General features: G+C 68.9%; 21 protein-coding genes. 15 read left to right on the top strand and 6 right to left on the bottom strand.

What is annotated here, in order from left to right; all coding sequences use genetic code 11:
• Positions 1 to 74: 74 nt before the first annotated feature.
• The 3 genes from HOV77_RS05550 (at position 75) to HOV77_RS05540 (ending at position 6598) form a co-directional block, all read left to right on the top strand.
• The gene (locus HOV77_RS05550) at positions 75 to 3377 is read left to right on the top strand and encodes a discoidin domain-containing protein (protein WP_290858397.1); all 3303 of its coding nucleotides are present in this window, start codon (positions 75 to 77) and stop codon (positions 3375 to 3377) included.
• Between the two features lie 99 nt (positions 3378 to 3476).
• Positions 3477 to 6017: an aminopeptidase N gene (pepN, locus tag HOV77_RS05545; RefSeq protein ID WP_290858395.1), complete on the top strand. Its 2541-nt coding sequence runs from the start codon at positions 3477 to 3479 to the stop codon at positions 6015 to 6017.
• A 266-nt stretch (positions 6018 to 6283) separates the two neighbouring features.
• Positions 6284 to 6598 (top strand): nuclear transport factor 2 family protein, encoded by a 315-nt coding sequence (locus HOV77_RS05540; RefSeq protein WP_290858393.1) that lies wholly within the window; start codon positions 6284 to 6286, stop codon positions 6596 to 6598.
• A 43-nt stretch (positions 6599 to 6641) separates the two neighbouring features.
• Here the strand turns inward: HOV77_RS05540 and HOV77_RS05535 are convergent, their stop codons facing one another.
• Positions 6642 to 8012: a ricin-type beta-trefoil lectin domain protein gene (locus HOV77_RS05535; protein WP_290858387.1), complete on the bottom strand. Its 1371-nt coding sequence runs from the start codon at positions 8010 to 8012 to the stop codon at positions 6642 to 6644.
• 294 nt (positions 8013 to 8306) lie between these two features.
• Between HOV77_RS05535 and HOV77_RS05530 the strand changes: the two genes are divergently transcribed.
• On the top strand, positions 8307 to 8762 hold the full coding sequence (locus tag HOV77_RS05530) for a hypothetical protein (RefSeq protein ID WP_290858381.1): 456 nt from the start codon (positions 8307 to 8309) through the stop codon (positions 8760 to 8762).
• Positions 8763 to 8786: 24 nt separating this feature from the next.
• Here HOV77_RS05530 and HOV77_RS05525 read toward each other — a convergent pair whose 3' ends face one another.
• Positions 8787 to 9839: an LUD domain-containing protein gene (locus tag HOV77_RS05525; protein WP_290858379.1), complete on the bottom strand. Its 1053-nt coding sequence runs from the start codon at positions 9837 to 9839 to the stop codon at positions 8787 to 8789.
• 299 nt (positions 9840 to 10138) lie between these two features.
• On the opposite strand from HOV77_RS05525, the gene HOV77_RS05520 reads away from it, so the two are divergent.
• Positions 10139 to 10648, top strand: coding sequence for a pyridoxamine 5'-phosphate oxidase family protein (locus HOV77_RS05520; protein ID WP_290858376.1), 510 nt, complete (start codon positions 10139 to 10141; stop codon positions 10646 to 10648).
• Between the two features lie 40 nt (positions 10649 to 10688).
• Positions 10689 to 11348, top strand: coding sequence for a Type 1 glutamine amidotransferase-like domain-containing protein (locus tag HOV77_RS05515; protein ID WP_290858362.1), 660 nt, complete (start codon positions 10689 to 10691; stop codon positions 11346 to 11348).
• 16 nt (positions 11349 to 11364) lie between these two features.
• Here HOV77_RS05515 and HOV77_RS05510 read toward each other — a convergent pair whose 3' ends face one another.
• Positions 11365 to 12282: an NAD(P)H-binding protein gene (locus HOV77_RS05510; RefSeq protein ID WP_290858359.1), complete on the bottom strand. Its 918-nt coding sequence runs from the start codon at positions 12280 to 12282 to the stop codon at positions 11365 to 11367.
• Between the two features lie 194 nt (positions 12283 to 12476).
• Here HOV77_RS05510 and HOV77_RS05505 point away from each other — a divergent pair, with 194 nt between their 5' ends.
• The 4 genes from HOV77_RS05505 (at position 12477) to HOV77_RS05490 (ending at position 16372) form a co-directional block, all read left to right on the top strand.
• The gene (locus tag HOV77_RS05505; protein ID WP_290858356.1) at positions 12477 to 13448 is read left to right on the top strand and encodes a magnesium transporter CorA family protein; all 972 of its coding nucleotides are present in this window, start codon (positions 12477 to 12479) and stop codon (positions 13446 to 13448) included.
• Positions 13449 to 13546: 98 nt separating this feature from the next.
• Positions 13547 to 14800 carry a cytochrome P450 gene (locus HOV77_RS05500; protein WP_290858354.1) on the top strand — a complete coding sequence of 418 codons (1254 nt, stop codon included), beginning with the start codon at positions 13547 to 13549 and terminating at the stop codon, positions 14798 to 14800.
• Between the two features lie 57 nt (positions 14801 to 14857).
• Complete coding sequence (locus tag HOV77_RS05495) at positions 14858 to 15601, top strand: SDR family oxidoreductase (protein ID WP_290858352.1); 744 nt, start codon at positions 14858 to 14860, stop codon at positions 15599 to 15601.
• A 39-nt stretch (positions 15602 to 15640) separates the two neighbouring features.
• Positions 15641 to 16372 (top strand): sulfite exporter TauE/SafE family protein, encoded by a 732-nt coding sequence (locus HOV77_RS05490; protein ID WP_290858350.1) that lies wholly within the window; start codon positions 15641 to 15643, stop codon positions 16370 to 16372.
• Here the strand turns inward: HOV77_RS05490 and HOV77_RS05485 are convergent.
• Complete coding sequence (locus HOV77_RS05485) at positions 16349 to 16999, bottom strand: DUF4386 family protein (RefSeq protein ID WP_290858348.1); 651 nt, start codon at positions 16997 to 16999, stop codon at positions 16349 to 16351. The two genes, HOV77_RS05490 and HOV77_RS05485, sit on opposite strands and share 24 nt — an antisense overlap.
• 38 nt (positions 17000 to 17037) lie before the next feature.
• Between HOV77_RS05485 and HOV77_RS34745 the strand changes: the two genes are divergently transcribed.
• The 4 genes from HOV77_RS34745 to HOV77_RS05465 all read left to right on the top strand — a co-directional run bounded on the left by HOV77_RS34745 (position 17038) and on the right by HOV77_RS05465 (position 19811).
• A complete protein-coding gene (locus HOV77_RS34745; protein WP_363259693.1) occupies positions 17038 to 17451 on the top strand; it encodes a DUF1232 domain-containing protein in 414 nt (137 codons plus the stop codon).
• Positions 17452 to 17475: 24 nt separating this feature from the next.
• The gene (locus HOV77_RS05475; RefSeq protein ID WP_290858343.1) at positions 17476 to 17874 is read left to right on the top strand and encodes a hypothetical protein; all 399 of its coding nucleotides are present in this window, start codon (positions 17476 to 17478) and stop codon (positions 17872 to 17874) included.
• A gap of 580 nt (positions 17875 to 18454) precedes the next feature.
• Complete coding sequence (locus HOV77_RS05470) at positions 18455 to 19156, top strand: hypothetical protein (protein WP_290858336.1); 702 nt, start codon at positions 18455 to 18457, stop codon at positions 19154 to 19156.
• A 10-nt stretch (positions 19157 to 19166) separates the two neighbouring features.
• Entirely contained in the window at positions 19167 to 19811 is a 645-nt protein-coding gene (locus HOV77_RS05465; RefSeq protein WP_290858333.1) for a LysM domain-containing protein, read from the top strand.
• Here HOV77_RS05465 and HOV77_RS05460 read toward each other — a convergent pair.
• Complete coding sequence (locus HOV77_RS05460) at positions 19804 to 20853, bottom strand: ABC transporter substrate-binding protein (protein WP_290858331.1); 1050 nt, start codon at positions 20851 to 20853, stop codon at positions 19804 to 19806. The genes HOV77_RS05465 and HOV77_RS05460 overlap by 8 nt on opposite strands.
• 180 nt (positions 20854 to 21033) lie before the next feature.
• Here HOV77_RS05460 and HOV77_RS05455 point away from each other — a divergent pair, with 180 nt between their 5' ends.
• Positions 21034 to 21318 carry a DUF2795 domain-containing protein gene (locus tag HOV77_RS05455; RefSeq protein ID WP_290858328.1) on the top strand — a complete coding sequence of 95 codons (285 nt, stop codon included), beginning with the start codon at positions 21034 to 21036 and terminating at the stop codon, positions 21316 to 21318.
• 4 nt (positions 21319 to 21322) lie between these two features.
• Here HOV77_RS05455 and HOV77_RS05450 read toward each other — a convergent pair whose 3' ends face one another.
• Positions 21323 to 22648, bottom strand: a complete 1326-nt coding sequence (locus HOV77_RS05450) for a HAMP domain-containing sensor histidine kinase (protein WP_290858325.1) — start codon at positions 22646 to 22648, stop codon at positions 21323 to 21325.
• Positions 22649 to 22665: the final 17 nt, after the last annotated feature.

Raw genomic sequence — 22665 nt, 5'->3', positions numbered from 1 at the left:
GGCATCCCGCCGCCGCCCGCCGGTCATCCACGCACGACAACCCCCACCAACGACGTCATCAGGAGGTGACGCGCATGGGCTCCACCGGCACCACCTTCCGGCGCCGCGTCGCGGCATTAACAGTAGCGACGCTAGGCGCGGCGCTGCTCACCGCGCAGGCCACGCCGAGCTACGCCGCCCAGACCATCGGACTGCCGACCTTCACCGGACCGGCGATCCCGGCCGCCCCGGTCGGTTACACCACCGGCAACATGATGCAGGCGATCTACAACGCGGAGAGCGGCGGCACCGACTTCTGGATGGATCGGCTGCTGTCGCGCAGCGGCGGCAGCGACCCGGCCGACGCCGACGGCGCGATCCTCATGACGCGGGGCCGGGCCCTGTTCATGAAGACGTACACCCCGGGCACGATGGGCTTCGCCGGGCACGTCGCGTACTGGGAGAGCATCAGCGACAACAACGCGTACACGATCACGGCGAGCCCGGGGACGTTCTCGGAGCAGCCGTCACAGCGCTGGCAGGCCCCTTCGTACTCGAAGAACGTCTTCACCAGCGGCTCGATCACGATCACCCAGCAGAAGTTCATCACCAACAACAACGTCGCGGTGACGAACCTGTCGATCACCAACTCCGGATCGGCGTCCACGACGCTGACCCTGCGAGCGGTCTCCCCGTACGCCACGAGCGGCAGCGGGAGCGAGCTCACCGGTTCGACCGGGGTCAAGAACAGCCTGACGAACCTGACCACGAAGCTGACCGGCGACGGGTTCACCGTCTCTAGTGGAGGGTTGAACCGCTCGATCACGATCGGAGCCGGGGCCACCGCCACGGCGAAGGTCGTCATGGGGTTCATCGCCAACGAGATCCCCGAGTCGTCGTCGGAGTACACCGCGTACGCCGGGTACTCCAACGCCACCGCGTTCGCCACCCACGTGCGGGCGTACAACAAGTGGTGGGCGGACAACATCCCGTACTTCGACTCGCCCGAACCGGCGCTGAAGAAGAACTACTACTACCGCTGGTGGTTGATGCGCTTCAACAACCTCGACGCGGACATCCCGGGGCAGACCTATCAGTTCCCGATCTCCGTCGAGGGCGCGCTCGGCTACAACAACGCGATCGTGCTGACCCAGCCGATGCACATCGACGACCTGAAGTACCTCCGCACACCCCTGTACGCGTACGGGGATTGGCTGTCGGCCGGGCAGGTCAGCAAGAGCGGCCGGTTCGTCGACAATCCGGGTGACCCGGAGAACTGGTCCAACAGCTACACCCAGTACATCGCCGAGGCTGCCTGGAAGAGTTACCAGATCCACGGCGGCCAGCCGGCGATCGCGGCGAACCTCGCCAAGTACGCCGAGGGCGACGTCAAGGGCCAGCTGTCCTACTACGACACCAACAACAACAAGCTCATCGAGTACGACTGGGGCGCGCTGACGGGCAACGACGCCGACGCGGTGTCGTTCGACTGGCGCTCCGGCCGGATGGACCGGGGTGAGGCGGCGTATCAGTACAGCGGGGCGCTCGCCGCGGCGCAGGCGTACGAGGCGGCCGGCAACACCGCCAAGGCGGCCGAGATGCGCCAGCTCGCCGCCGACATCGGCAACGCGATCGTGAACGTGTTGTGGAACCCCAGCCACAACCTGTTCGAGAACCGGATGGTCTCCGACGGGGCGTTCAACCCCTGGAAGGAGATCAACATCTACTACCCGTTCGCGGTCGGCGCGATCCCGAACACGACCACCTACAAGCAGGCGCTGCGGCTGTTCGACGACCCGAACCAGTACCCGATCTTCCCGTTCTACACCGCGAACCAGGCCGACAAGGCGGCTGCGGGCACGGGCAGCAACAACTTCTCCACCATCAACTCGACCGTCCAGTTCCGGCTGATCAGCTCGGTGCTGCGCAACTACCCGAACTCGTGGATCACCGCTGACTGGTACAAGAAGCTCCTGTACTGGAACACGTACGCCCAATACGTCAACGGCAACACGGCGTACCCGGACGCCAACGAGTTCTGGGCGAACTGGAACGGTTCGTCGATCACCTACCGCTCCTGGATCCACCACAACATCCTGGGCAGCGGCAACTGGACGATGATCGAGGACGTCGCCGGGCTGCGGCCGCGCAACGACGCCAAGGTCGAGCTGTCGCCGATCAACATCGGCTGGAGCTACTTCACCGTCAACAACATCCGCTACCGCAACGCCGACCTGAGCATCGTCTGGGACGACCCGGCCGACGGCGTGGTGCGGTACCCCGGCGTACCCGAGGGCTACTCGATCTTCATCAACGGCTCGCGGGTCGCCACCGTCAACTCGCTGGTCCCCTTCACCTGGGACCCGGCGACCGGCGCGGTCACCACCTCCGGCAGCGTCGGCTACAACACCTCCTACTCGTCGCTCCAGGCCCCCAACCAGGTCGTCCAGAGCGACGCCCGGGTGCTCGACGAGCTGGCCAAGGCCGGCGTCGACACCACCCTCCCGGCCCTGACCAACCTCGCCAGCGGCGCGACGGTCAGCGCCTCCTACAACGGCTCCGGCACCAGCACCTCGGCCGCCGTCGACGGCTTCCCGATCAACGAGCCCTTCTGGGGCGCGGGCGGCTCGCCGAACAGCCAGGACTGGTACGAGGTCAACTTCGGCACCGCGCGCACGCTCAACGAGGTCCGGCTCTACTTCAAAGACAGCAGACCGGCTTCGTCGACCTATCGCGCGCCGTCGTCCTACGACATCCAGTACTACAACGGGTCCGCCTGGGTCAGCGTCCCCAGCCAGGCCAAGTCGCCGGGCGCTCCCCGCGCCAACTACAACCTGGTGACCTTCCCGGCCATCAGTGCCCAACGGGTACGCGTACTGGCGACGAACGCGTCCGGCGCCAAGACGGGCCTCACCGAGATCAAGATCTTCAACCGCGGTGGTACGCAGCCGCCGCCGAATTCCAACCTCGCCTTGTCGGCAACCCCCGTGTGCAGTTACACGTCGTCTTGGGAAAGCTGTGCGGCCGTCAACAACGGGGACGAGCCGACCAGTTCGAACTACGGCGGCACCAACCAGGGCAACCGATGGGGCACCTGGCCCGAGACCGGTACGCAGTGGGCCGAACTCCAGTGGCCGGCCGCCCAGTCGGTCAGCCGCGCCCAGGTCTACTTCTTCGACGACGATCAGGGCATCGACATGCCGTCGGCGTGGAAGCTGCAGTACTGGAACGGTTCGGCGTACGTGGACGTGCCGGGGCCGAGCGCGTACACGCTCACCAAAAACGCGTACAACACGGTCACCTTCACCGGAGTCTCGACCACCCGCCTACGCGTCGTGCTGACCTCGACCGGCAGTGCGTCGCTCGGCTTGCTGGAGGTGAAGGCCTTCACCTCGTAACGGCGTCGCCGCTGGGCCCCGCGCTTCGACGAGGCGCGGGGCCCTCCCATGATCGCGGCCGATCAACTAGGTTGGGAGCAACCGGACGGGGGAGGCGACGTGGCCGCGATTCGCAACATCACGCAGACGGAGGCCGTCGAGCGGGCCGCCACCGTGGAGGTGGCGCATTACGACATCCAGCTGGATCTGACCGACGGCGACGGCGGGCCGGGCGAAGGCACCTTCCGCTCCCGGACCGAGGTCACCTTCCTGTGCCACGGCACCGAGACGGCCATCGACATCGCCGCCGAGCGGCTGATCGAGGTCACCCTCAACGGGCAGCCGCAGCCGCTGGATCTGGATTCCGTGAAGGGATACCCGCTGCCGACCGAGTTCGGCAGCAACGTCCTGGTCGTCGAGGGCGAGTTCGCGTACTCGTCGAGCGGGCAGGGCCTGCATCGCGCGGTCGACCCGGTCGACGGCGAGGTCTACGTCTACTCCTCGTTCTGCCCGGCCGAGAGCCAGCGGGCGTACGCCTGCTTCGACCAGCCCGATCTCAAGGCCGAGTTCACCTGGCACGTCACCGTCCCCGGCCACTGGCTGGTCACCTCCACCATGCCGGTCGCCGAGATCACGCCGCTCGACGACGGTGCCAAAGTCGTGCATTTCCAGCGTTCGCCGCGGATGAGCAGCTATGTCGCCGCCGTCTGCGCCGGCCCGTTCCACGAGGTACGCGACGAGCACGACGGCATCGACCTGGGCCTGTACTGCCGGGCGTCGGTCGCCGAGCACCTCGACCCGGCCGAGTTCCTCGAGGTGACCAAGCGGGGTCTGGACCATTTCCAGGGCGCGTTCGGCATCCGTTATCCGCTGCCCAAGTACGACCAGCTCCTGCTGCCCGAGTACAACATGGGCGCGATGGAGAACTTCGGCTGCGTCACGTTCTCCGAGGACTTGTGCCTGTTCCGATCCAAGGCCACCGATGTCGAGTACGAGTGGCGGGCGATGGTCATCATGCACGAGATGGCCCACATGTGGTTCGGTGACCTGGTCACCCTGCGCTGGTGGGACGACCTGTGGCTGAACGAGTCGTTCGCCGACTGGGCCGGCTACTGGGCCGTCACGAGCGTCACCCGGCATACCGGAGCCTGGGCCACCTTCCTCGCCACCGCCAAGGCTGAGGCGTACCGGCAGGATCAGCTCTCCTCCACGCACCCGATCTACACCGAAGTGCCCGACACGCTCGCCACCGAGAGCAACTTCGACGCGATCACCTACTCGAAGGGCGCGAGCGTCCTCAAGCAGCTCGTCGCGTACGTGGGCGAGGAGACGTTCCTGGCCGCCGTGCGCGCCCATCTCACCGAGCACGCCTGGGGCAACGCCACCTTCGCCGACCTGCTGCGGGCCCTCGAACAGGCCGGCGGCCGGGATCTCGGCGAGTACGCGCGCCGCTGGCTGCGTACGGCCGAGGTGAACACGTTGCGGCCCGAGATCGAGGTGGACGCCGACGGCGCGTATCGCGCGGTCGTCATCCGGCAGGAGACCCCGGAGAGCCACCCGACGCTACGCGACCATCGCATTGCGATCGGCCTCTACGACCTGACCGACGGCCGGCTCGTCCGGCGTACGCGGATCGAGGCCGACGTCACCGGCGACCGCACCGACGTCGCCGACCTCCGTGGTCAGCAGCAGCCCGACGTGTTGCTGCTCAACGACGACGACCTCGCGTACGCCAAGGTCCGGCTGGACGACCGGTCGGCGTCCACGCTGCTCCGGCACTTGTCGGCGTTTCCGCACCCGATGCAGCGCGCGCTCGCCTGGTCGGCCGCCTGGGACATGGTCTGCGACGCCGAACTGCCCGCCCGCGCGTACGTGGGTCAGGTCGCGGCGAACCTGCCCGCCGAGTCCGACGCCAACCTCGCTTCGGCCGTGCTCACCAAGGCGCGCCGGGCACTGGCCCGGTTCACCGACCCCGGGTGGCAGCCGACCGGCTGGGCGACGCTGCACTCCGCGACCCGGACGGCGCTCGATCGAGCCGAGCCGGGCAGCGACCTGCAGCAGGTGTGGGCGCGCACGTACGCCGACTCGGCCCGCACGCCCGCCGAGATCGCGGTACTCCTCGGCTGGCTGCGCGGAGACGGCGTACCGGACGGGTTGGTCCTCGGCGTCGACCTGCGCTGGCACGTCGTCAAGGCGCTGGCCGCCCTCGGCGCGATCGACTCCCCCGGGATCGCCGCCGAACTGGAACGCGACTCGACCGCGAGCGGCCGTCAGCACGCCGCTCACTCCGGAGCGCTGCTGCCCACCGCGGCGGCGAAGGCGGACGCGTGGGAGCGGCTGACCCGACCTGGCCGGGCGAACTGGGAGGTCATGAGCCTCGGCAGCGGTTTCCAGCACACCGGCCAGGAAGACGTGACCGCGCCGTACGCCGACCGCTACTTCGCCGAGGTGCAGGACGCGTACGCGACCTTCGACGCGCAGATGGGCCTCTGGTTCGCCAACGCGACCTATCCGAGCCTCCAGATCTCGGCCGCGACCCTCGAAGCGTCCGACGCCTGGCTCGCCGGATCCGACCGGCCGGCCGCACTGCGCCGCGTCGTCATGGACGGCCGCGACGGCGTCGTACGCGCCCTGCGTGCCCGCGCCCGCGACGCCGCCTGACCGTCCACTTTCGAGGGTCGACCATCCGGGCCTCTCCCACCCGAGGCCTTGCTTCAAGATCAAGTGCCCCGGGTCAGCGCTCAAGGCTCGATTTCGAAGATCAAGTACCCCCTGTCAGCGCTCAAGCCCTGGTTTTGCGCTGACCACGGGTACTTGACCTTGTAAACCGGGCGGAAATCGCTGACCACGGGTACTCGATCACCGCCGGCCGGTCGGAATCTCGCAACCTCGGGCGGGGTGCCAGGCGGCCTGCCTACGATGCGAAGGTGAGCGAGACAGCCATCCACCCGGTCGTCCGCGAGCTGGTCGACGCGATCAACTCCGGCGACCGGCCGCGGTTCCTGTCGGCGCTGACGCCGGACGCCACGCTGTCCGACGACGGCACTCAGCAGGACCTCGAGGAGTGGATCGACCGCGAGATCTTCACCGTCAACGGGCACCTGGAGATCCAGGAGCAGGACGACGACGGGCTGGCGCTGACCGCCCGGTATCGCAACGACACCTGGGGCGAGATGCGTACGCGGTGGCGGTTCACGATCGTCGACGGCAAGATCGGCCAGATCGCCACCGGCCAAGCCTGACTCCCCGACCCGCCCACACGCGGCGGGCGGGCCGGGCGTCGGGTCAGCTACGCGTCCAGCGCTGGTACGCCTGACCGTTGCAGTCGAACAAGACGAGCTGCGTGTTGTTCGCAGTCGCGCCGTTGAGCGGCGAGACGCAGCGGCCGGACTGCACCCCGGCGATCGAGCCGTCGGAGCGCAGCGTCCACTGCTGGTTCGTCGCGCCGTTGCACGTCCACAGGATGACCTTCGTGCCGTTGGCCGTCCCGGCCCCGTACGCGTCGATGCACTTGCCCAGGATCTGCAGCGCAGCCCCGCTCTGGGTGACGGTCTGGTTGGTGCCGCCGTTGCAGGTCCACAGGATCAGCTGTACGCCGTTCGTCGTGCTGCCGCCGGGATCGTCGAGGCAGGTGCCCGAAGCCCCGTTCGTCAGCTTGAACGTCGTCGACGGCGGAGGCGTGGTGCCGCCGCCACCCTTGATCAGGAACAGGTTGTCGGCGACGTTGTAGTTGTTCGCCAGGTAACTGCCCGCGGGCGGGTTGGTGTTGTAGTAGTCGTCGTGGTTGCAGTCGAGCCGGTTGTCGTGGGACTGGTCGGTGCAGCGGTAGACCAGCGTCACGTTGTCGGCGTCCTTGTAACACATGACGTCCCACTCGTCGACGCAGTGCGCGTTGCCCGAGGCGTTGGGCGCGTTGTTGTTCACCGCGCCGAGGGTGTGGCCGAGCTCATGCGAGGCGACACCGGCGTTCCAGCAGCCGCTGTCGGCCCGGGCGTACTCGGGTCCGACGTTGGACCGGTTGCTGTCGCTCTTGGTGGTGTCCCCGGCGAAGCCGCCGATTCCGCAGTAGACGGTCGCGTCCACGAACTGCAGATACTTCCGGTCCGTCCGCGTGTAACCGGCCGCCTGCACCGCGTTGAGCAACGGCGCCCAGTCGTTGGCGTTGAGCGCGGAATCGGCGATCTGCACGTCGCGTACCACCGGGCGGCACTGCCCGTTGACGGTCTCGGTGACGAAGCGGACGTGCCGCTCGCCGCCGGTCTCGGCCGCGCTCGCGTTGTAGATCGCGTCCACGCCTTCGGCCAACGTCCGGAAGGTTTCCAGATATTGTGCGTACCGGCTGGTGGAGCCGTGCACGTAGAGCACCTCGACCCGCTTGCCGGTGACCCCGTCGCCCTCGCAGACGGGCAGGGCCGAGACGGTGAGCGAGGCTGCGAGCGGCGCGACCGGCCGGTGGATGTCGAGGCCGGGCGGGGCCGCGTCGGGTCCGTGGGTGCAGACGACGTGCGCGGTCGTGACGATGGCCTGCAGGCCCGCGCCGCACGTCTTCTCGGGGGCGGGCCGGGCCGTCGCCGACATCGGCAGGCCGAAGACCAGCAGAACCAACGTGTACGCGGCGATGAGCGCAGGGCGGCGCGAGGGATGACTTCCGGGCATGGGCGGTGTCCTTCCGTGGAGGTGAGGATCCGCTGCGCACCCGGAACGCGCGGGCTTGACGCGATGATCGCATCAAACATTGACGGATTTGCATCATGCCGCGCCCTAGGAGCGCTGTCAACCGCCGGTGCTTCCGGTCGGCCGCCTCGTCGGATACAGTTTCGGGGTGCCCGTGCGGATCATGCTGACCCGGCGCGGCCACGTCGACTTCGGGCGCGTGGCCGCCGCCCTGTGTTGTCGCTGATCGACTTCGCCCTCGTTGAACTCGATCCGCCGCACGCCCGAAGGAATCCCATGACTTCCTCGACCGTCGTCGAGACCGTCCTGCTCAGCGCCCCAGACGGCCGGCTGCGCTTCCGGACCCGCCGCGCCGACCTGCCGCACGGGGCACATCCCGACGCCCTCGCCCGGACCCTGACCGGCCTGGCCGACGGCCTGCTGCACTCGACGTCCTGGCGCTTCGACGGCGGCCGCGTCATCTTGACCTACGCCGCCCTGCCCGATCCCGATCCGTCGGGGGCGCTGCCGCTCGACCCGTCGCGGCCACTCCCGTACGCCGCAGATCCACTCGCTCCGGCATCGACGGACGTCGACGTCGCGGACGTGGCGGCGCACGCCTGCCGCCACCTGGCGTACCTGCGGCAGACCGATCCGCTCGTCGCGCTCGTCGCGCTCGGCGATCCGTTGCTCTGGGACCTCGTCACGGATTCGGCTCCGGCGATGGGCGGGCTCCTCGTCCAACCGGGATGACGATCCGCCCGCCCTGACGCCGGTTCAGAAGCCGACCGCCTCCCTGACCAGCACCACCGTGCCGCGACCAGGGTTCTCCGCGTTCAGCACGAGCAGCCGGTTGATCGCGCTCGACTTGCCGTACACGAGCTTGGCCCGCGCGTCCTCCAGCGGCAGTGCGTGCTCCTCGACCCGGCGCAGCGCGGTGCTCAGATCCGGCACCACCTTCTGCGCTCCGACGATCCAGATGGCCTTCGCCGCCCCGCCCGCGTACGCCGGAAGCTGGCTCCCGGTGGCGGAGGCGACGACGAGCGACCCGGTTTCGGTGACCGCCGCGACGCTGCCCACCACGACGTCCGGGATGGACATGAGCCGCCGGATCTCGTCGGCTCCCGTCGCCCGGTCGATCGCGTACAGCCGGGGCTTCACCGGGTCGTACGCATCGCCCCGGTTGATGTCGTCGTCGATCCCCGACAGCCGGAGCGTCTCGCTGGCGCTGGTGAAGACGCTGGCTCCGGCCGGAATCAGCTCGGCGACCCGCGTACGCGCAGCCGGCAGATCGTCGACGATCTCGGCGGTGAAGCCGTTCGCCGTCAACGCAGCGACAGTGCGATCGAGAGCCGCATCCGTTGCGGCGACGGCGAATCCTGGTTCGCTCGGCTTAGCCTCGGGAGCGCCGCCCGCCAGCGGGGAGGGGTCGAGGTAACGGACCTCATACACCCGCTCGGCGAACCTCCAGCCGTCGGCGGTCCGCTGGTAGCGGTCGTGGTAGATCGCGAAGTTGATCCCTTCGTGGCCGGTGAGCGTACGCACGACTTCGTGCATGTAGGTCCGCCCGGTCGCGCTGTCACCGGCCAGCTGGATGCTCCCCGGATGCGTGTTCTGGACGAAGAAGTCCCACTGCGCCTGCAGCTTCTCGCCGCCGGCCAGGATCGCCTCCCGCCCGGTGAACTCGACCGGGACGTTCGGCATCCGCAGTACGCCGTCCTCGGTGAACAGCGCAGCGAGACGCGGCCGGTTGCGCATCATCGCCGCGTCGGTGAACTCGCCGCGCAGCGCCTCGATCTCGACTCGGTCGGCGACGGTCTGCAGGTCCATGGTGGTGCCTCCTCGATGTGGTCTCGCCTCCATCGACGGCGCACCTCACCGAACTGTCAGGTCGCGTGACCGGGCTAACACACCCGGCCGCGCTGGGCGCGTTATCCCGGGATAACGTCCCCTTGAACCCGAGCGCGCCGAAGCCGCGATATCCCCGGATAACGTGTCGAGGGGACTCCCGGTCGGACCGACGGGGGCCGGCCGGCGCACGCATCAGCGTCAGAAAACTTTGCTGGAGAGTGTCGGATCCGGCGCGAGTGCTTCGTTGTGGTGATGAACGCTCTTCACGAGGAGGCACGATGCAACCGGTACGCGAACACCTCGACCGTCGCTACAGCGACGAAGAAGCCGAGGCGATCCCCTGGAGCGAGACCGAAGCCAGGCTGACCGCGGCACAGGTCGCCTGGCTCGTGACCGTACGGCCCGACGGCCGTCCCCATGCGACGCCCGTGGTTCCTCTCGTCCATGAGCGGACGGTGTACTTCCACACGGGCAGCAACGAGGTGAAGTACGCGAACCTCCAAGCCAATCCGCACGTGCTGATGCTGACCGGCGACACTGCCTGGGACCGTGGCCTGGACGTGGCCGTCGAGGGGACCGCCGTCGCGGTGTCCGACGACGCCCTGCTGACTCGGCTCTCCGTGCTGTACCGCGATCGCTGGGACGGCCGCTGGCACCTCGACGTCCACGACGGCGCCGTGGTTTCCCGTACGCCCGGCGTCCAGCTCGTCGTCTTCGAGGTGGCCTTGGACAAGGCGTACGCCTTCGCCAAAGGCGGCCCGTTCAGCCAGACCACCTACCGACTGTGAAGCAAGGCGACCTGGCCCGCGCACGATTCTTGGAGGAACCTTGAAGCTCTTGCTCACGTCGGGCGGAGTCACGAACCCCAGCATCCACTCCGCACTCGTGGAGCTTCTCGGCAAACCGATCGCCGAGTGCCACGCCCTGTGCGTACCGACGGCCCAATGGGGTCATCCGATGTGCGGCCCGAAATCGGTGCGCGGATTCATCGCCGCCGAGTCCACGTGGCAGCACCATTCCGGCCTGGGCTGGGCGTCGCTCGGGGTCCTCGAACTCACTGCGCTGCCCACCATCGGCGCGGAACGATGGGTCCCGTGGGTCCAGGAGGCCGACGTCCTCCTGGTCGACGGCGGCGACGCGACCTACCTCTGTCACTGGATGCGGGAGTCCGGCCTGGCCGATCTGCTGCCTTCATTGCCGGAGAAGGTCTGGACGGGAGTCAGCGCCGGCAGCATGGTGATGACGCCTCGGATCGGCGCGGACTTCGTCGAGTGGCCGTCGGCGCCGGACGACCGCACCTTAGGCGTCGTCGACTTCTCGATCTTCCCGCACCTCGACGCTTTCCCCACGAACACCATGGCCGACGCCGAGCGGTGGGCCGCCGACATCGGGGTCCCGGCCTATGCCATCGACGAACAGACCGCCATCAAGGTCGTCGACGGCTCCGTCGAGGTGGTCTCCGAAGGACGATGGCGGAAGTTCGACTGACAGACGGGCTCAACCGTCACGGCTGCCGGGCCGGGAAGGTTGCCGCGACCGCGTCTCCCAGCGGGCGGCCGGAGAGCGGCTCGACGAAGAGCTCGCTGAGTATCAGCCGGTCGAGGTGGCGCAGGTTGATGCCGGTCTCCTTGCCGCCCAAGGCTTGCAGTGCTCCGCCGAGCCGCATGGCCCCGCGGGCGAGGCCGATCGGCAGCCGGCGTACGCGACGAGGCCGTCCGACGCTTTCCGCGATGCGCGCGAGCATGTCGCGCCAGGTGAGGTTCTCGTCGGCGATCGGAAGGTCCTCGGCGGCGCGGTTTTCCAGCGCATCGACGGTGGTCTCGGCGACGTGCCGGGCGGTCGTGGCAGCCGTGCCGCCGTCCGGCATGAGCAGCGGCCAGGCGGAGCGGGCCCAGCGGTCCAGCGGCCCCGACCAGTTGGGCCGGCGGCCGCCGCCCACGCCGAACACGAACGGCAACTCGATCACGGTCACCGGCAGGTCCGGCCCGGCTGCCGCGCGCGCCTCGGCGGCCTGCTCCAGGCGGCAGCGGACGTACGCGTGGCACTCCGGAAGCGTCCATTCTGGATGCATACGGTGGAAGTAGGTGTAGTACGAACCCATGATCGCGCCGCGGGTGAGACCTTCCTCGCGGGCGGCGGTGAACAGGCGGACGACGGGGTCGACGAGATCGCGACGAAACACCGGATATAGCGGCTTCTTGACGGGCTTCTGCTCATCGGTACGCGCGGCGAACACCACCCCGTCGCAGGTTCGCAGCATCGGGCGCAGCTCGTCGACGGTGGCCGTCGCAAGGTCGGCGACGTGCTCGACGTCCGGGCCCGGCGTACGCGCGACCGGCCGGGCGGCGTGCCCGCGTTCACGGAGCACGTCGACGATATGGGAGCCGATGAGACCGCTGCCGCCGATCACGAGAATATCCACGCGCGAATCGTCCACTCCCGACGGGCAGAGTCGCAAGCGCGGCGGAAGCACGGAGCATCCGACACGGACAAAGTTGACCTTGGCGAGTTTCGGCTGCCATAGCAACCGAAATCAGCCAAGATCACGGAGAGAACCCGTAGGAATCGGACAAAAGCAGAACACCACGAGGGAGCACCGTGTGGGAAGGTGGGATCATGCCGCTGACCCGCCTCTACCGCGACGGCGTACTCGCCGCGCAGGGCTTCCCGATCGCCGAGGTCTCCGACCGGCTGGCCGACTCGGCGAACACGGTGTGGTTCGATCTGCTGCGGCCGACCCCGGACGAGCTGCACTCGGTCAGCGAGGAGCTGGGCCTGCATCCGCTGGCGGTCGAGGACGCGCTCACGGAGCATCAGCGCCCCAAGATCGACCGGTACGCCTCCCATCTGTTCGTCACGGCGTACGCGGTGACGCTGGACGTGCAGACCGGCGAGCTGACCAAGGCCACGGTGAACGCGTTCGTGACCCCGAATGCGCTCGTGACGATCCGGCCGGACGACTCGTTCGACATCGCCGAGGTGACCGGCCGCTGGGACCTGCTGCCGCAGCTGGCCAAGCATGGGGTCGCGTACCTGCTGCACGGGCTGATCGACTACGTGGTGGACACCATCAGCGACGCGAGCGAGGCGCTGGACGAGCAGATCGAGGATCTCGAGGACGCTCTGTTCGCCGACAAGCCCACTCAGACGCGGGACATGCAGAAGCGTACGTACGAGCTGCGCAAGAGCCTCGTACGCCTCCGCCACGTCGTCGTGCCGACGCAGGAGCTGGTCGACGGGCTACGCCGGGAGGGGCGCGCGTTCGACGAGGCGATGGAGCCTTACTACGAAGACGTCTACGACCACGCCCGGCGGGCCGTCGAGCGTACGGACACGCTCCGGGAGCTGGTCAGCACGATTCTGGAGACACAGCTGACGTTGCGCGGCAACCGGCTCAACGTGATCATGAAGCAGGTGACGAGCTGGGCCGCCATCATCGCCGTGCCGACCGCCGTGACCGGCTTCTACGGCCAGAACGTGCCCTATCCCGGTTTCGGGCATCTGTCGGGTTTCCTCGTGTCGAGCGCCGTCATCGCCGTGCTCTCGGTCGGCCTCTACATCCTGTTCCGGAAGCGGGACTGGCTCTAACCACAGGTAGTCGCCACGGGGCGCGGGAAAGTTCCCCGCTATTGCGAATCCAACGATCAGGTTCCCGAACAGGACGGATGTCCAGTACCGTCGCGCGGGTGAGGCAGCTGACGTCGCGCATCGTGGCCGCGGCCGCCCGGCGCTATCTGGGCCGCAAGGGCGGGTTCGACCTGGCCAAGGTCGGCATGCTGCCCGACCGGACGCTGGTCCCGTTGCGGCGGGTGGGCATCGATCCGGTGCCCACGCTGGGCGAGATCCGCGATCAGGCGCCGGTTTCCCGGCTGCCGGTGCCGTTCGGCCTGCGGGTCTGGCTGGTCACCGGCTATGAGGCCGCCAAACAGGTGCTCGCCGACGGCGACGGCTTCTCGACCGACTTCGCCAACCTCGCGCCGGACATCGCGGGCCCCGGCGGTCTGGGCTTCGCCGACCCGCCCGAGCACACCCGGCTGCGCAAACTGCTCACGCCCGAGTTCACGATGCGCCGGCTGGCCCGCCTCACGCCGCGCATCCACGCGATCGTCACCGACCGGCTCGACGCGATGGCCGCGGCACCCGGCCCGGTCGATCTGGTCGCCGAGTTCGCGCTGCCGATCCCGTCGCTGGTCATCTGCGAGCTGCTCGGCGTGCCCTATGCCGACCGCGCCGACTTCCAGCGCCTGGCCATGGCCCGGTTCGACGTCTTCGCGGGTGCGGGCGCACCGCTCGGCGCGATCAGCGAGTCGCTCGCCTATCTGCGTACCGTGGTCGAGGCTCAGCGGCGCGAACCCGGCGACGGGCTCATCGGCATGATCATCCGCGAGCACGGCGACGAGGTCACCGACGAAGAACTCGCGGGGCTCGCGGACGGCGTGCTGACCGGGGGCTTCGAGACGACCGCGAGCATGCTCGCGCTGGGCGCACTGGTCCTGCTTCAAGATCCACAAGCATTTCAACTGGTACGCACAACGGACGAAGCGGCAGCGCCCTTCGTCGAGGAGGTGCTCCGGCATCTGGCCGTCGTGCAGGTCGCCTTCCCCCGCTTCGCTCGCGACGACCTCGTCATCGCCGGTACGCCGATCAGCCGCGGCGACGTGGTGATCGTGTCGCTGTCGGGGGCCAACCGCGATCCGGCGCTCGGCCCGGACCTCGAACACCCCGATCCCACCCGGAAGCCGGTCTCCCACCTAGCCTTCGGGCACGGCCTCCATCGCTGCATCGGCGCGGAGCTGGCGAAGATGGAGCTGCGGGCGGCATACCCGGCGCTCGTCCGGCGCTTCCCGGAGATGCGGCTCGCCGTGGAACCCGGCGATCTCCGCTTCCGTCCCGCGTCCATTGTGTACGGGGTCGAGTCCCTCCCCGTCCTTCTCAGCTGAACTGTCCCGTCCGATCTCCGCCAGACGCTCGGCTTTCGGCGTACCAGTGTAGTGATCATGAACTTTGCACTGGACAGCAAGGCAGCCCTGGTGACCGGCGGAGGGCGCGGGATCGGCGCGGCGATCGCGCTGCGGCTCGCGCAAGACGGCGCGGACGTCGCGATCACCTACCAGCGGGACGCGCAGGCCGCCGAGAACGTCGTGAAGGAGATCGAGGCGCTCGGCCGCCGGGCGGTCGCACACCGCGCGGACAGCGCGAACCCGGCCGAGGTCGTCGCCGCCGTCGATGCGACCGCAGCCGACTTCGGCCGGCTCGACATCCTCGTGAACAACGCGGGCGAGTTCCGCCTGGGCCCGATCGAGGACCTGTCGCTCGCCGACTTCGAGCAGACCGTCGCGGTCAACGTACGCGCGCCGTTCGTGGCCAGTCAGGCAGCGCTTCGGCATCTGACCGGCGGCGGTCGCATCATCATGATCGGCAGCAACGCGGCGGAGCGCGTGGTGTTTCCGGGCTTCTCGCTGTACTCGCTGAGCAAGACGGCGCTGACCGGGCTCACGAAGGCGCTCGGCCGGGAACTGGGCCCGCGCGGCATCACGGTGAACCTGGTGCACCCGGGCGCGACGGACACGGAGCTGAATCCGGCTGACGGTCCTAACGCGACAGTCGTCACCGGGTTCACCGCCACCGGCCACTACGCCGACCCCGCCGACATCGCGGCGGCGATCGCGTTCCTCGCCCGCCCCGACAGCCGCTACCTGACCGGCGCGTCCGTCAACGTCGACGGCGGATTCACCGTCTGACGGTTCATCGGCATCCGGCCGCTGTGGCATCGTGGCCGGATGCCGATCGATCACTGGCCGATGCTGCTCGGCGCGTCCGTTGCGGCGTACGCGCTCGCGCTGTTGTCGGCCGTGGCCGGGTTCGGCGGCGGCGTACTGCTGCTCCCGGTGTTCAGCGCGCTGTTCGGGCTGCGGGTCGCCGTGCCGATGCTGACCCTGACGCAGCTGTCGAGCAACGGCGCGCGGGTCTGGCTCAACCGCCACGATCTGAACTGGCGGCTCATCGGCTGGTTCGCGCTGGGTGCGGTCCCTTTCGCGATCGCGGGCGGCATCCTGCTCGCTCATGCCCCACTCAGTCCGCTGAAGCGAGTCCTCGGGGTCTTCCTCATCGGCCTGGTGGTCTGGCGGCGCGTACGCCCCCGGCCGGGCAAGCCGAAGGACCCGGCGTTCGCCGCCGTCGGCGCAGCGTCCGGGTTCGGGTCGGCACTGCTCGGCTCGGTCGGACCGCTGACCGCGCCGTTCTTCCTCGCGTATGGGCTGACCCGGGCGGCGTACATCGGGACGGAGGCGGCGAGCGCGCTGACCATGCACCTCGCCAAGCTCACGGCGTACGGGACGGGCGACCTGCTCACTCGAACCGTGCTGGTCTACGGACTGGCCCTCACTCCGGCTGTGCTCGCCGGAGCGTGGACGGGGAAGAAGATCCTGACGCGGGTCAGCGACCGGCTCTTCGTCCTGCTCGTGGAGGCCGGACTCGTCGTGTCCGGCTTACTGTTCCTCGCGGGCTTCTGAGCTGCCGCGCAGCAGGAACACCGCCACGACGAACAGCCAGACGACGAAGAGCCCCACGCCGAACAGCGACGAGTTGCCCTCCACTTCCCGGCCGAAGACGCTGAAGAACGCGCCGAGCGCGAACACCCCGGCCGCCACGAACCCGGCGATCGCCAGCCACTTCGGCACCAAGCGCGTACGCCACGCGGCCGACGACATGACCGCGGTCAGCGCCGTGATCGCCCAGACGTTCGGCGTACGCCCCTGGAGCTGGTTCAACGCCAGCACAGCGGACGGATCGCTCACGTTCGTCAATGCGGTCTCGGCCGCCTGGGACAGAAATCCCAGGGCGACGAAGACGGCCCCGGTCACGGCGACCGCAGTCGCCAGCACGTCCTGCCCCGCTGTGCGTACAACCGGGGTCAAACCTGCGATCAGCCCGACGAACGCGAAGAGCGCGAGACCGAGCGCGACCTCGCTACCGAGCAGCCGGCCGCGATGCGCGGCGCTGTAGGCCGCGATGCCGGCGGGGCTGGCGTCGTCGGGCCCGAAGCCTTGCAGCAGCCGGTGCACGACGTAGAGCAGGTCGAAGCCGAGCCCACCCGCGGCCGCGACCCGCAGCGCCCCGCGAGATGCGTCGATATTCATGCTGATCATCTTGGATCCTGAGGCCCTACCATGGGAAGGTGCGCGATTGGCTGATCTGGCTCGGTGTCGCGGTGGCCGTCGTCATCGCGTCGTGGGGCATCCTGATCCTGCTGGCCCGGCGACTGCCGCCCGGCATCCTCCGCGACCTCGCCGCGTTCATCCCCGACTGCGTGACGACCGTACGCCGGCTGCGCAAAGATCCGCGCGTCCCCCGCAAAGCCAAGATCGCTATCGTGTTCGCCGGGCTCTGGGTGGCGAGCCCGATCGACCTCATCCCCGAGTTCATCCCGGTCATCGGCCCGCTCGACGACATCGTCGTGGTCGCCCTCTGTCTCCGGTACGCCGGCCGCCAAGTGCCTCGGGACGTCCTGCTGGCCGCCTGGCCGGGCGAGCCGCGCTTGCTCGAACGCCTCCTCGGCCCGGTGAAATCGGGCGTTTCGGTCCCCGAGTGATCGGGTACGCGCCAAGCTGTGAACGTGGCCGTTCAGACCCGCCCGCATGCCGTCGTCGACTTCGGGGTCGTCCCGGAACTCGTCTTCGAGGCGCTGACCGATCCGGGCCGGGTCGCCCGATGGCTGCCCGCCCCGCTGCGACTCGACGAGGACGGGCCCGGGCTGCTGCGCGTACGCCTGCACACCACCGACGCGGACGGCACCGGTGACCCGGGACTGCGGCACCAACGCGTGCTCCCCGTCGCCACCGACTCCGGCGACGCCTGGTACGCCAACCTGGTGATCACGCCGTTGCCGGACGCTCGCAGTCGGGTGGACCTCGCGGTGCTCGGCGACTGCGCGCGGGAGCAGCTGGACGACCTCGTTGGCCGGGCAGTCGCCGCTGTGCGCGACGACATCGCCGAAAGCTTCACCCCGGGCTGATCCATGCCACGCGGTCGGCCTTCGCTGCGCGATCGCTTCCGCTGCGCGATCGCTTCCGCCGCCCGATCACTTCCGCCGCGCGATCATGAACTTGTGGTCTTGATCGCCCGGCGTGTCATGCCCGCAGCGCCCTGATCGATCCCCCGACGCCGTGATCACCTTCGGACTGCCGTCTTCCGACGTTCTTGGAAGAATTAGCGCGCTGATCGTCGGCTTCCGACGATCATGCTCCAACCCAGCTCCAGCAGAGCGCCGCCCAGGACTTGGGCATGATCATGTTCCCTCGGTCTGCGATTTCCGGCTCGCATCGGCCGACATGTGCCCGTGGTATGCGCCAGCAGGCCGATTTCCGCAGACCACGGGAACTTGATCATCAATTCGGGCCCGAAATCGCAGACCACGGGCACGTGATCTTTGCGCGCGCCCCGAACCTTTACCGACGGGTCTGTGGTCTTGATCGCCCGGCGTGTCATGCCCGCAGCGCCCTGATCGATCCCCCGACGCCGTGATCACCCTCGGACTGCCGGCTGAGCTGCGGATTTCGGGTTCGATCTACGGATCGTCCGGTTAACCTCGGAGAGTGATCTTCGGCTGGGACGCGTCGGACTACGACCACGAGCGGGGGATGCGAGCCGAGCATCTGCACGCGGCGTCGGCCGACGGCGTCGGCTTCTTCACGCACAAGGCGACCGAGCAGACGCCGAAGACCGTGTTCGCCAGTCGCCACTTCGGGGAGAAGATCACCGCCGCCCGCGAGGCCGGTATTCCATTTCTGGGGGCGTACGCCGTGGTCCGGACCGGGGTTGCGCCGACGGAGCAGGCCGCCACCGCTGTGGAGTTCGTGCGTACGCACGCCCCGTTCCTGCTCGAAGCGCCGGACGGGTTCCGCGGCTTCTTCTGGCAGGTCGACCTCGAACACTGGGACTACGACAAGGTCGAAGCTGAGCTGGGCGAGGCGATGGCGACCGAGCTCGAACAGCTGACCGGCCACCGGGCCGTCCTGTACGCGCCGCGCTGGGCGTACGGCGACGGACTGCCGGGTGACCGTCCACTCTGGAACAGCGACTACCGGGGCTCCGGCGATCCGGCGCATTTCCGCGACCAATGGGACCGGGTGGCGGTCCACGACGCGAACCAGGGTTTCGCCGCGATGTCCGGCCGGGAGCCCCACATCCTCCAGTACGCCTCCGACGCGGTCATCGGCGGCCAGCACACCTGCGACGCCAACGTCTTCCGCGGCACCCTCGACGACTTCGCCGACATGATCACCATGCGTGCATAGGGAGCGCCTGATGCCTGTCTACGATCCCGGCTGGCCGCCGAACGACGGCGACGCGTACCGCGTCATGACCGACATCGCCAAGTACTTCCCGGGCAGCCCGAAGATGAAGGTGTCGAGCACCAAACGCAACGGCTCGTCGGACTACCACGACTTCGGCAACGCGGTCGACTTCTACGACGCGTACGACGGCGACCGGGGCAGCCGCAACATGCGGGAGTTCGCGCGGTGGCTGTGGCAGTGGCGCGGGTACTACCTCGAGCTGATCCACAGCACGCCGTTCGCGGACGACAACGGCTTCTATGTCAAGCGCGGCAAGTCCGTCGACGCCGGGTTCTACAACGAGCCGGGTGATCACCTCAATCACGTGCACCTGGCGATGTCACACCAGGCGGCGACCGAGCTGCTGCAGAAGCTGCAGAAGACCGGGGCGCCGCCGAAGAAGGCCGCCGCCCCGAAGAAGAAGACCGCGACTGCGAAGAAGAAGACCGCGGCCGCGCCCAAGAAGACGGTGAAGAACTACACGGTCGTCTCCGGTGACACGCTGAGCGGCATCGCCGAGCGGCACGGCACCACAGTGGGCGAGCTGCTCAAGCTCAATCCGTCGGTCACCGATGCGGACTACATCCAGGCGGACTGGAAACTGCGGGTCAGCTGACGGCGTACCGGACTCGGAAGCGGCCTGTGTCGGCGGGATCGCGATCGACGACCTGAATCGGCGCGCCGGCCCACTGCCAGACGCTGACGCCCGGCGTACGCGAGAAGCCGATGTCGCCACGAGTGCCAGTCACCGAGACCGACGACCAATCCGACGGCGTACGCAGGATCTCGGCGAGCACGGCGATCGTGTCGTAACCCTCGAAGGCGACGAACGACGGCTCTGCGCCGAACTGCTCGCGCAATGCCGCCTCGACGCGTACGCCGACCGCAGTCAACCGCGAAGGCAGGTAACGAAGGAACGGGATCCCAGCACCGTCGTCGCCGAGAGCCGCCGCCCAGGAGGCGAGTTCCGGCTGTCCAGCAGGCGCACCGATCAAGAGCTCCGAAAGCCGCCGATCGCTTCGGACGGCGCGGACGATCGGTACCGCCGGATCGGGGTGCCCGACGAGCAACAACAGCGCCGTCGCGCCGGTCTCGGCGAGGTCGTCGCACAGCTCGGCAACGGTCGTCAAACTGAGGTCGACGACCGAACCGCCGTGGGCAGCGAAGTGTTTCCGCAGAATGCGGGTACCGGAATCCCAATAGACGCTCGGCTGACGGACGACGGCGACGTAGCGGTGACCCACGTCGAGCAGGAAGTCCGCGTACGCCTGCCAACCGCGCGACTGCGGCGGAGGGAGCCGGGCGACCCAGTTCGTCGGTACCTCCGTGAGTTCGTCGAGCACCGCGGACGAGCACAGGAACGGTACGCCGAGCGCATCCGCGCGGTCGGCGGCAGCGCGGGCGACGACGCTGTGGTACTCCCCTGCCAACGCCGCCACGCCGAGAGCGGTGAGTTCGTCCACCGCTTCGGCGGCCCGTTGCGGATCGGCGGCGGTGTCTCGTATCACCAGTTCGAGCGGCGTTCCGCCGATTCCACCCGCCTCGTTGACGTCGCGTACGCCCAGCTCCAGCCCGGCGAGCAGCTGTTCACCCGCCTCGACCCAACCGGGACGGCTCAACGGAACGAGTACGCCGATCGAGACCGCGGAGGTGATCATCGCCCGATGGTACGTGCCGCCGGCGGCCGCTCAATGGCCGAGCAAGATCAGGGTTCTGGGCCGAATCATGAGGCAAGACTCGGCCCAGAACCCTGATCCAGCCCTGAAGGGGGCCGCGAGAGCAAGACCGGCAGCCCGGTTCGCCTGGCGAATTGTCGGACTCGGCGTAGATTGGCACTCGTGGCTGATCCGTACGAGCTGCTGAAGCAGTCCCTGACCGACCTCCACTATCCGGCGACCAAGCAAGAGATCGCCGCCCACGCCGAGCAGGCCGGGGCGGATCCGGAGACCCGGCGCGTGCTGCGCGGGCTCCCGTTGGCGACCTACGAGAACCTGCCCGAGGTGCTGCGCTCGGTGCGCTTGCGTACCGCTGACGAGGAGGGGCTGAGCGCGTCCGACAAGGTGGCGCACTCCCGCTCCAAGCACAGTCACAAGGTCGCCGAGTACTTACGCGACGTGGACTGACCACCTAGAGGCGTACCTCGACGTGCGCACCGCCGAGCGGTGAGGTGTTGGCCGCCAGCACCGATCCGGAGTGCGCGCGGGCGATCATGTCGACGATCGTGAGCCCGAGGCCGGTGCCGCTCGAATCGTGGCGCGGCACCGACCCGGGTTCGGGGAACTGCACCGGCAGCATCGCGGCGGGGAAGCCGGGGCCGTCGTCGTCGACCGTGATCACCACGGTCGCGGGCGGCTCACCGCGTACGCCGACCGTCACTTGACTCGCGCCGGCTTGGGCGGCGTTCGCGACGAGGTTGGTGACCACCTGGTCGAGGCGTACCGGGTCGACGTCGCCGACGAGCTCTTCCCCCACGACTCGCACGCTGAGCGGATACACCCCCGCGACCCGGCGCGCGATCTCGCGTACCCGGTCGGTGACGTCGGTCGGCATCCGCTCCAGCGGCAGCTGCCCGGCCCGCGCGCGGGCCAGAGTCAGCATGTCCGCGGTCAGCCGGGCCAGCCGGTCGGCTTCGCGCAACGCGCCCCGCAAGGCCTCCTGGGCCTGTTCTTCCCCGCCCGCGAGGCCCAGTTCCAGCTCCGCGCGCAAGGTCGCCACAGGGGTACGCAGTTCGTGCGCGGCCGCGTCCAGGAACGTGCGCTCCCGCTTCGTCGCGGCCGCGATGCGGTCGAGCATCCCATTGAGGGTACGCGCGAGGGAGGCGATCTCGTCCTCCCCGGGTGGCACCGGCAACCGCCGTCCGGGGTCGGCGGTGCTGATCTCCTGCGCCTCCGCGGTCAACCCGGCGACCGGTCGCAGGGCCGACCCCAGCAGACGGCGTACGCCGAGGGTCAGGAGCAGCAGCAGGATCGGCAGCCCGAGCGCCAGTCCGGTGATGAGCCGGCGGGCGGCCGTGTTCACCGTGTCGAGGCTGGCCCCGGCGACCGCCACTTTCCCACCCGGCAACGGCGTCGCCACGAGCACGGCGTCGTCACCGAGCCCGGGGACGTTCTTGTGCACGACGAGTTTCTCCTGCCGCGCCGCGGTCAACTCCGCGTCGTCGAGGACGGGCGAATCCGGAGCGGCCGACGACCGCACGGTCACCTTCCGGCCGTCGATGACCTGGGCGTACGGGTCCTGCTCGACCGGCGTGAGATCGCCCGCCCGGACGGCCGCGGCGAGATCGCCCACCCGCGCGGTCACCTCGTCGGTGTCGCCCTGGCGCAGGTCGCTGACGAACAGCAGCGAGCCCACGACACCGAACCCCGTCAGGGTGACGACGAGCGCGACCAGGTACACCGCCGTGATCCGCCCGCGTAGCGAGCCGGGCGTCCACCGCCGGAACAGCGACTTCACTCGGCGTACGGTAGTCC

Source organism: Hamadaea sp. (assembly GCF_013362815.1).
In the GTDB taxonomy this organism is placed as follows: Bacteria; Actinomycetota; Actinomycetes; order Mycobacteriales; family Micromonosporaceae; genus Hamadaea.
The sequence above is the reverse complement of the archived record's forward strand: the minus strand, read 5'-3'. Positions and strand labels throughout refer to the sequence as shown.

Bases quoted from the DNA above. Each gene is read 5' to 3' on its own strand.
- HOV77_RS05550 (WP_290858397.1), top strand. From the start codon at position 75: ATGGGCTCCACCGGCACCACCTTCCGGCGCCGCGTCGCGGCATTAACA.
- HOV77_RS05535 (WP_290858387.1), bottom strand. From the start codon at position 8,012: ATGCCCGGAAGTCATCCCTCGCGCCGCCCTGCGCTCATCGCCGCGTAC.
- HOV77_RS05530 (WP_290858381.1), top strand. From the start codon at position 8,307: ATGACTTCCTCGACCGTCGTCGAGACCGTCCTGCTCAGCGCCCCAGAC.
- HOV77_RS05525 (WP_290858379.1), bottom strand. From the start codon at position 9,839: ATGGACCTGCAGACCGTCGCCGACCGAGTCGAGATCGAGGCGCTGCGC.
- HOV77_RS05520 (WP_290858376.1), top strand. From the start codon at position 10,139: ATGCAACCGGTACGCGAACACCTCGACCGTCGCTACAGCGACGAAGAA.
- HOV77_RS05505 (WP_290858356.1), top strand. From the start codon at position 12,477: ATGCCGCTGACCCGCCTCTACCGCGACGGCGTACTCGCCGCGCAGGGC.
- HOV77_RS05495 (WP_290858352.1), top strand. From the start codon at position 14,858: ATGAACTTTGCACTGGACAGCAAGGCAGCCCTGGTGACCGGCGGAGGG.
- HOV77_RS05490 (WP_290858350.1), top strand. From the start codon at position 15,641: ATGCCGATCGATCACTGGCCGATGCTGCTCGGCGCGTCCGTTGCGGCG.
- HOV77_RS05485 (WP_290858348.1), bottom strand. From the start codon at position 16,999: ATGAATATCGACGCATCTCGCGGGGCGCTGCGGGTCGCGGCCGCGGGT.
- HOV77_RS05465 (WP_290858333.1), top strand. From the start codon at position 19,167: ATGCCTGTCTACGATCCCGGCTGGCCGCCGAACGACGGCGACGCGTAC.
- HOV77_RS05460 (WP_290858331.1), bottom strand. From the start codon at position 20,853: ATGATCACCTCCGCGGTCTCGATCGGCGTACTCGTTCCGTTGAGCCGT.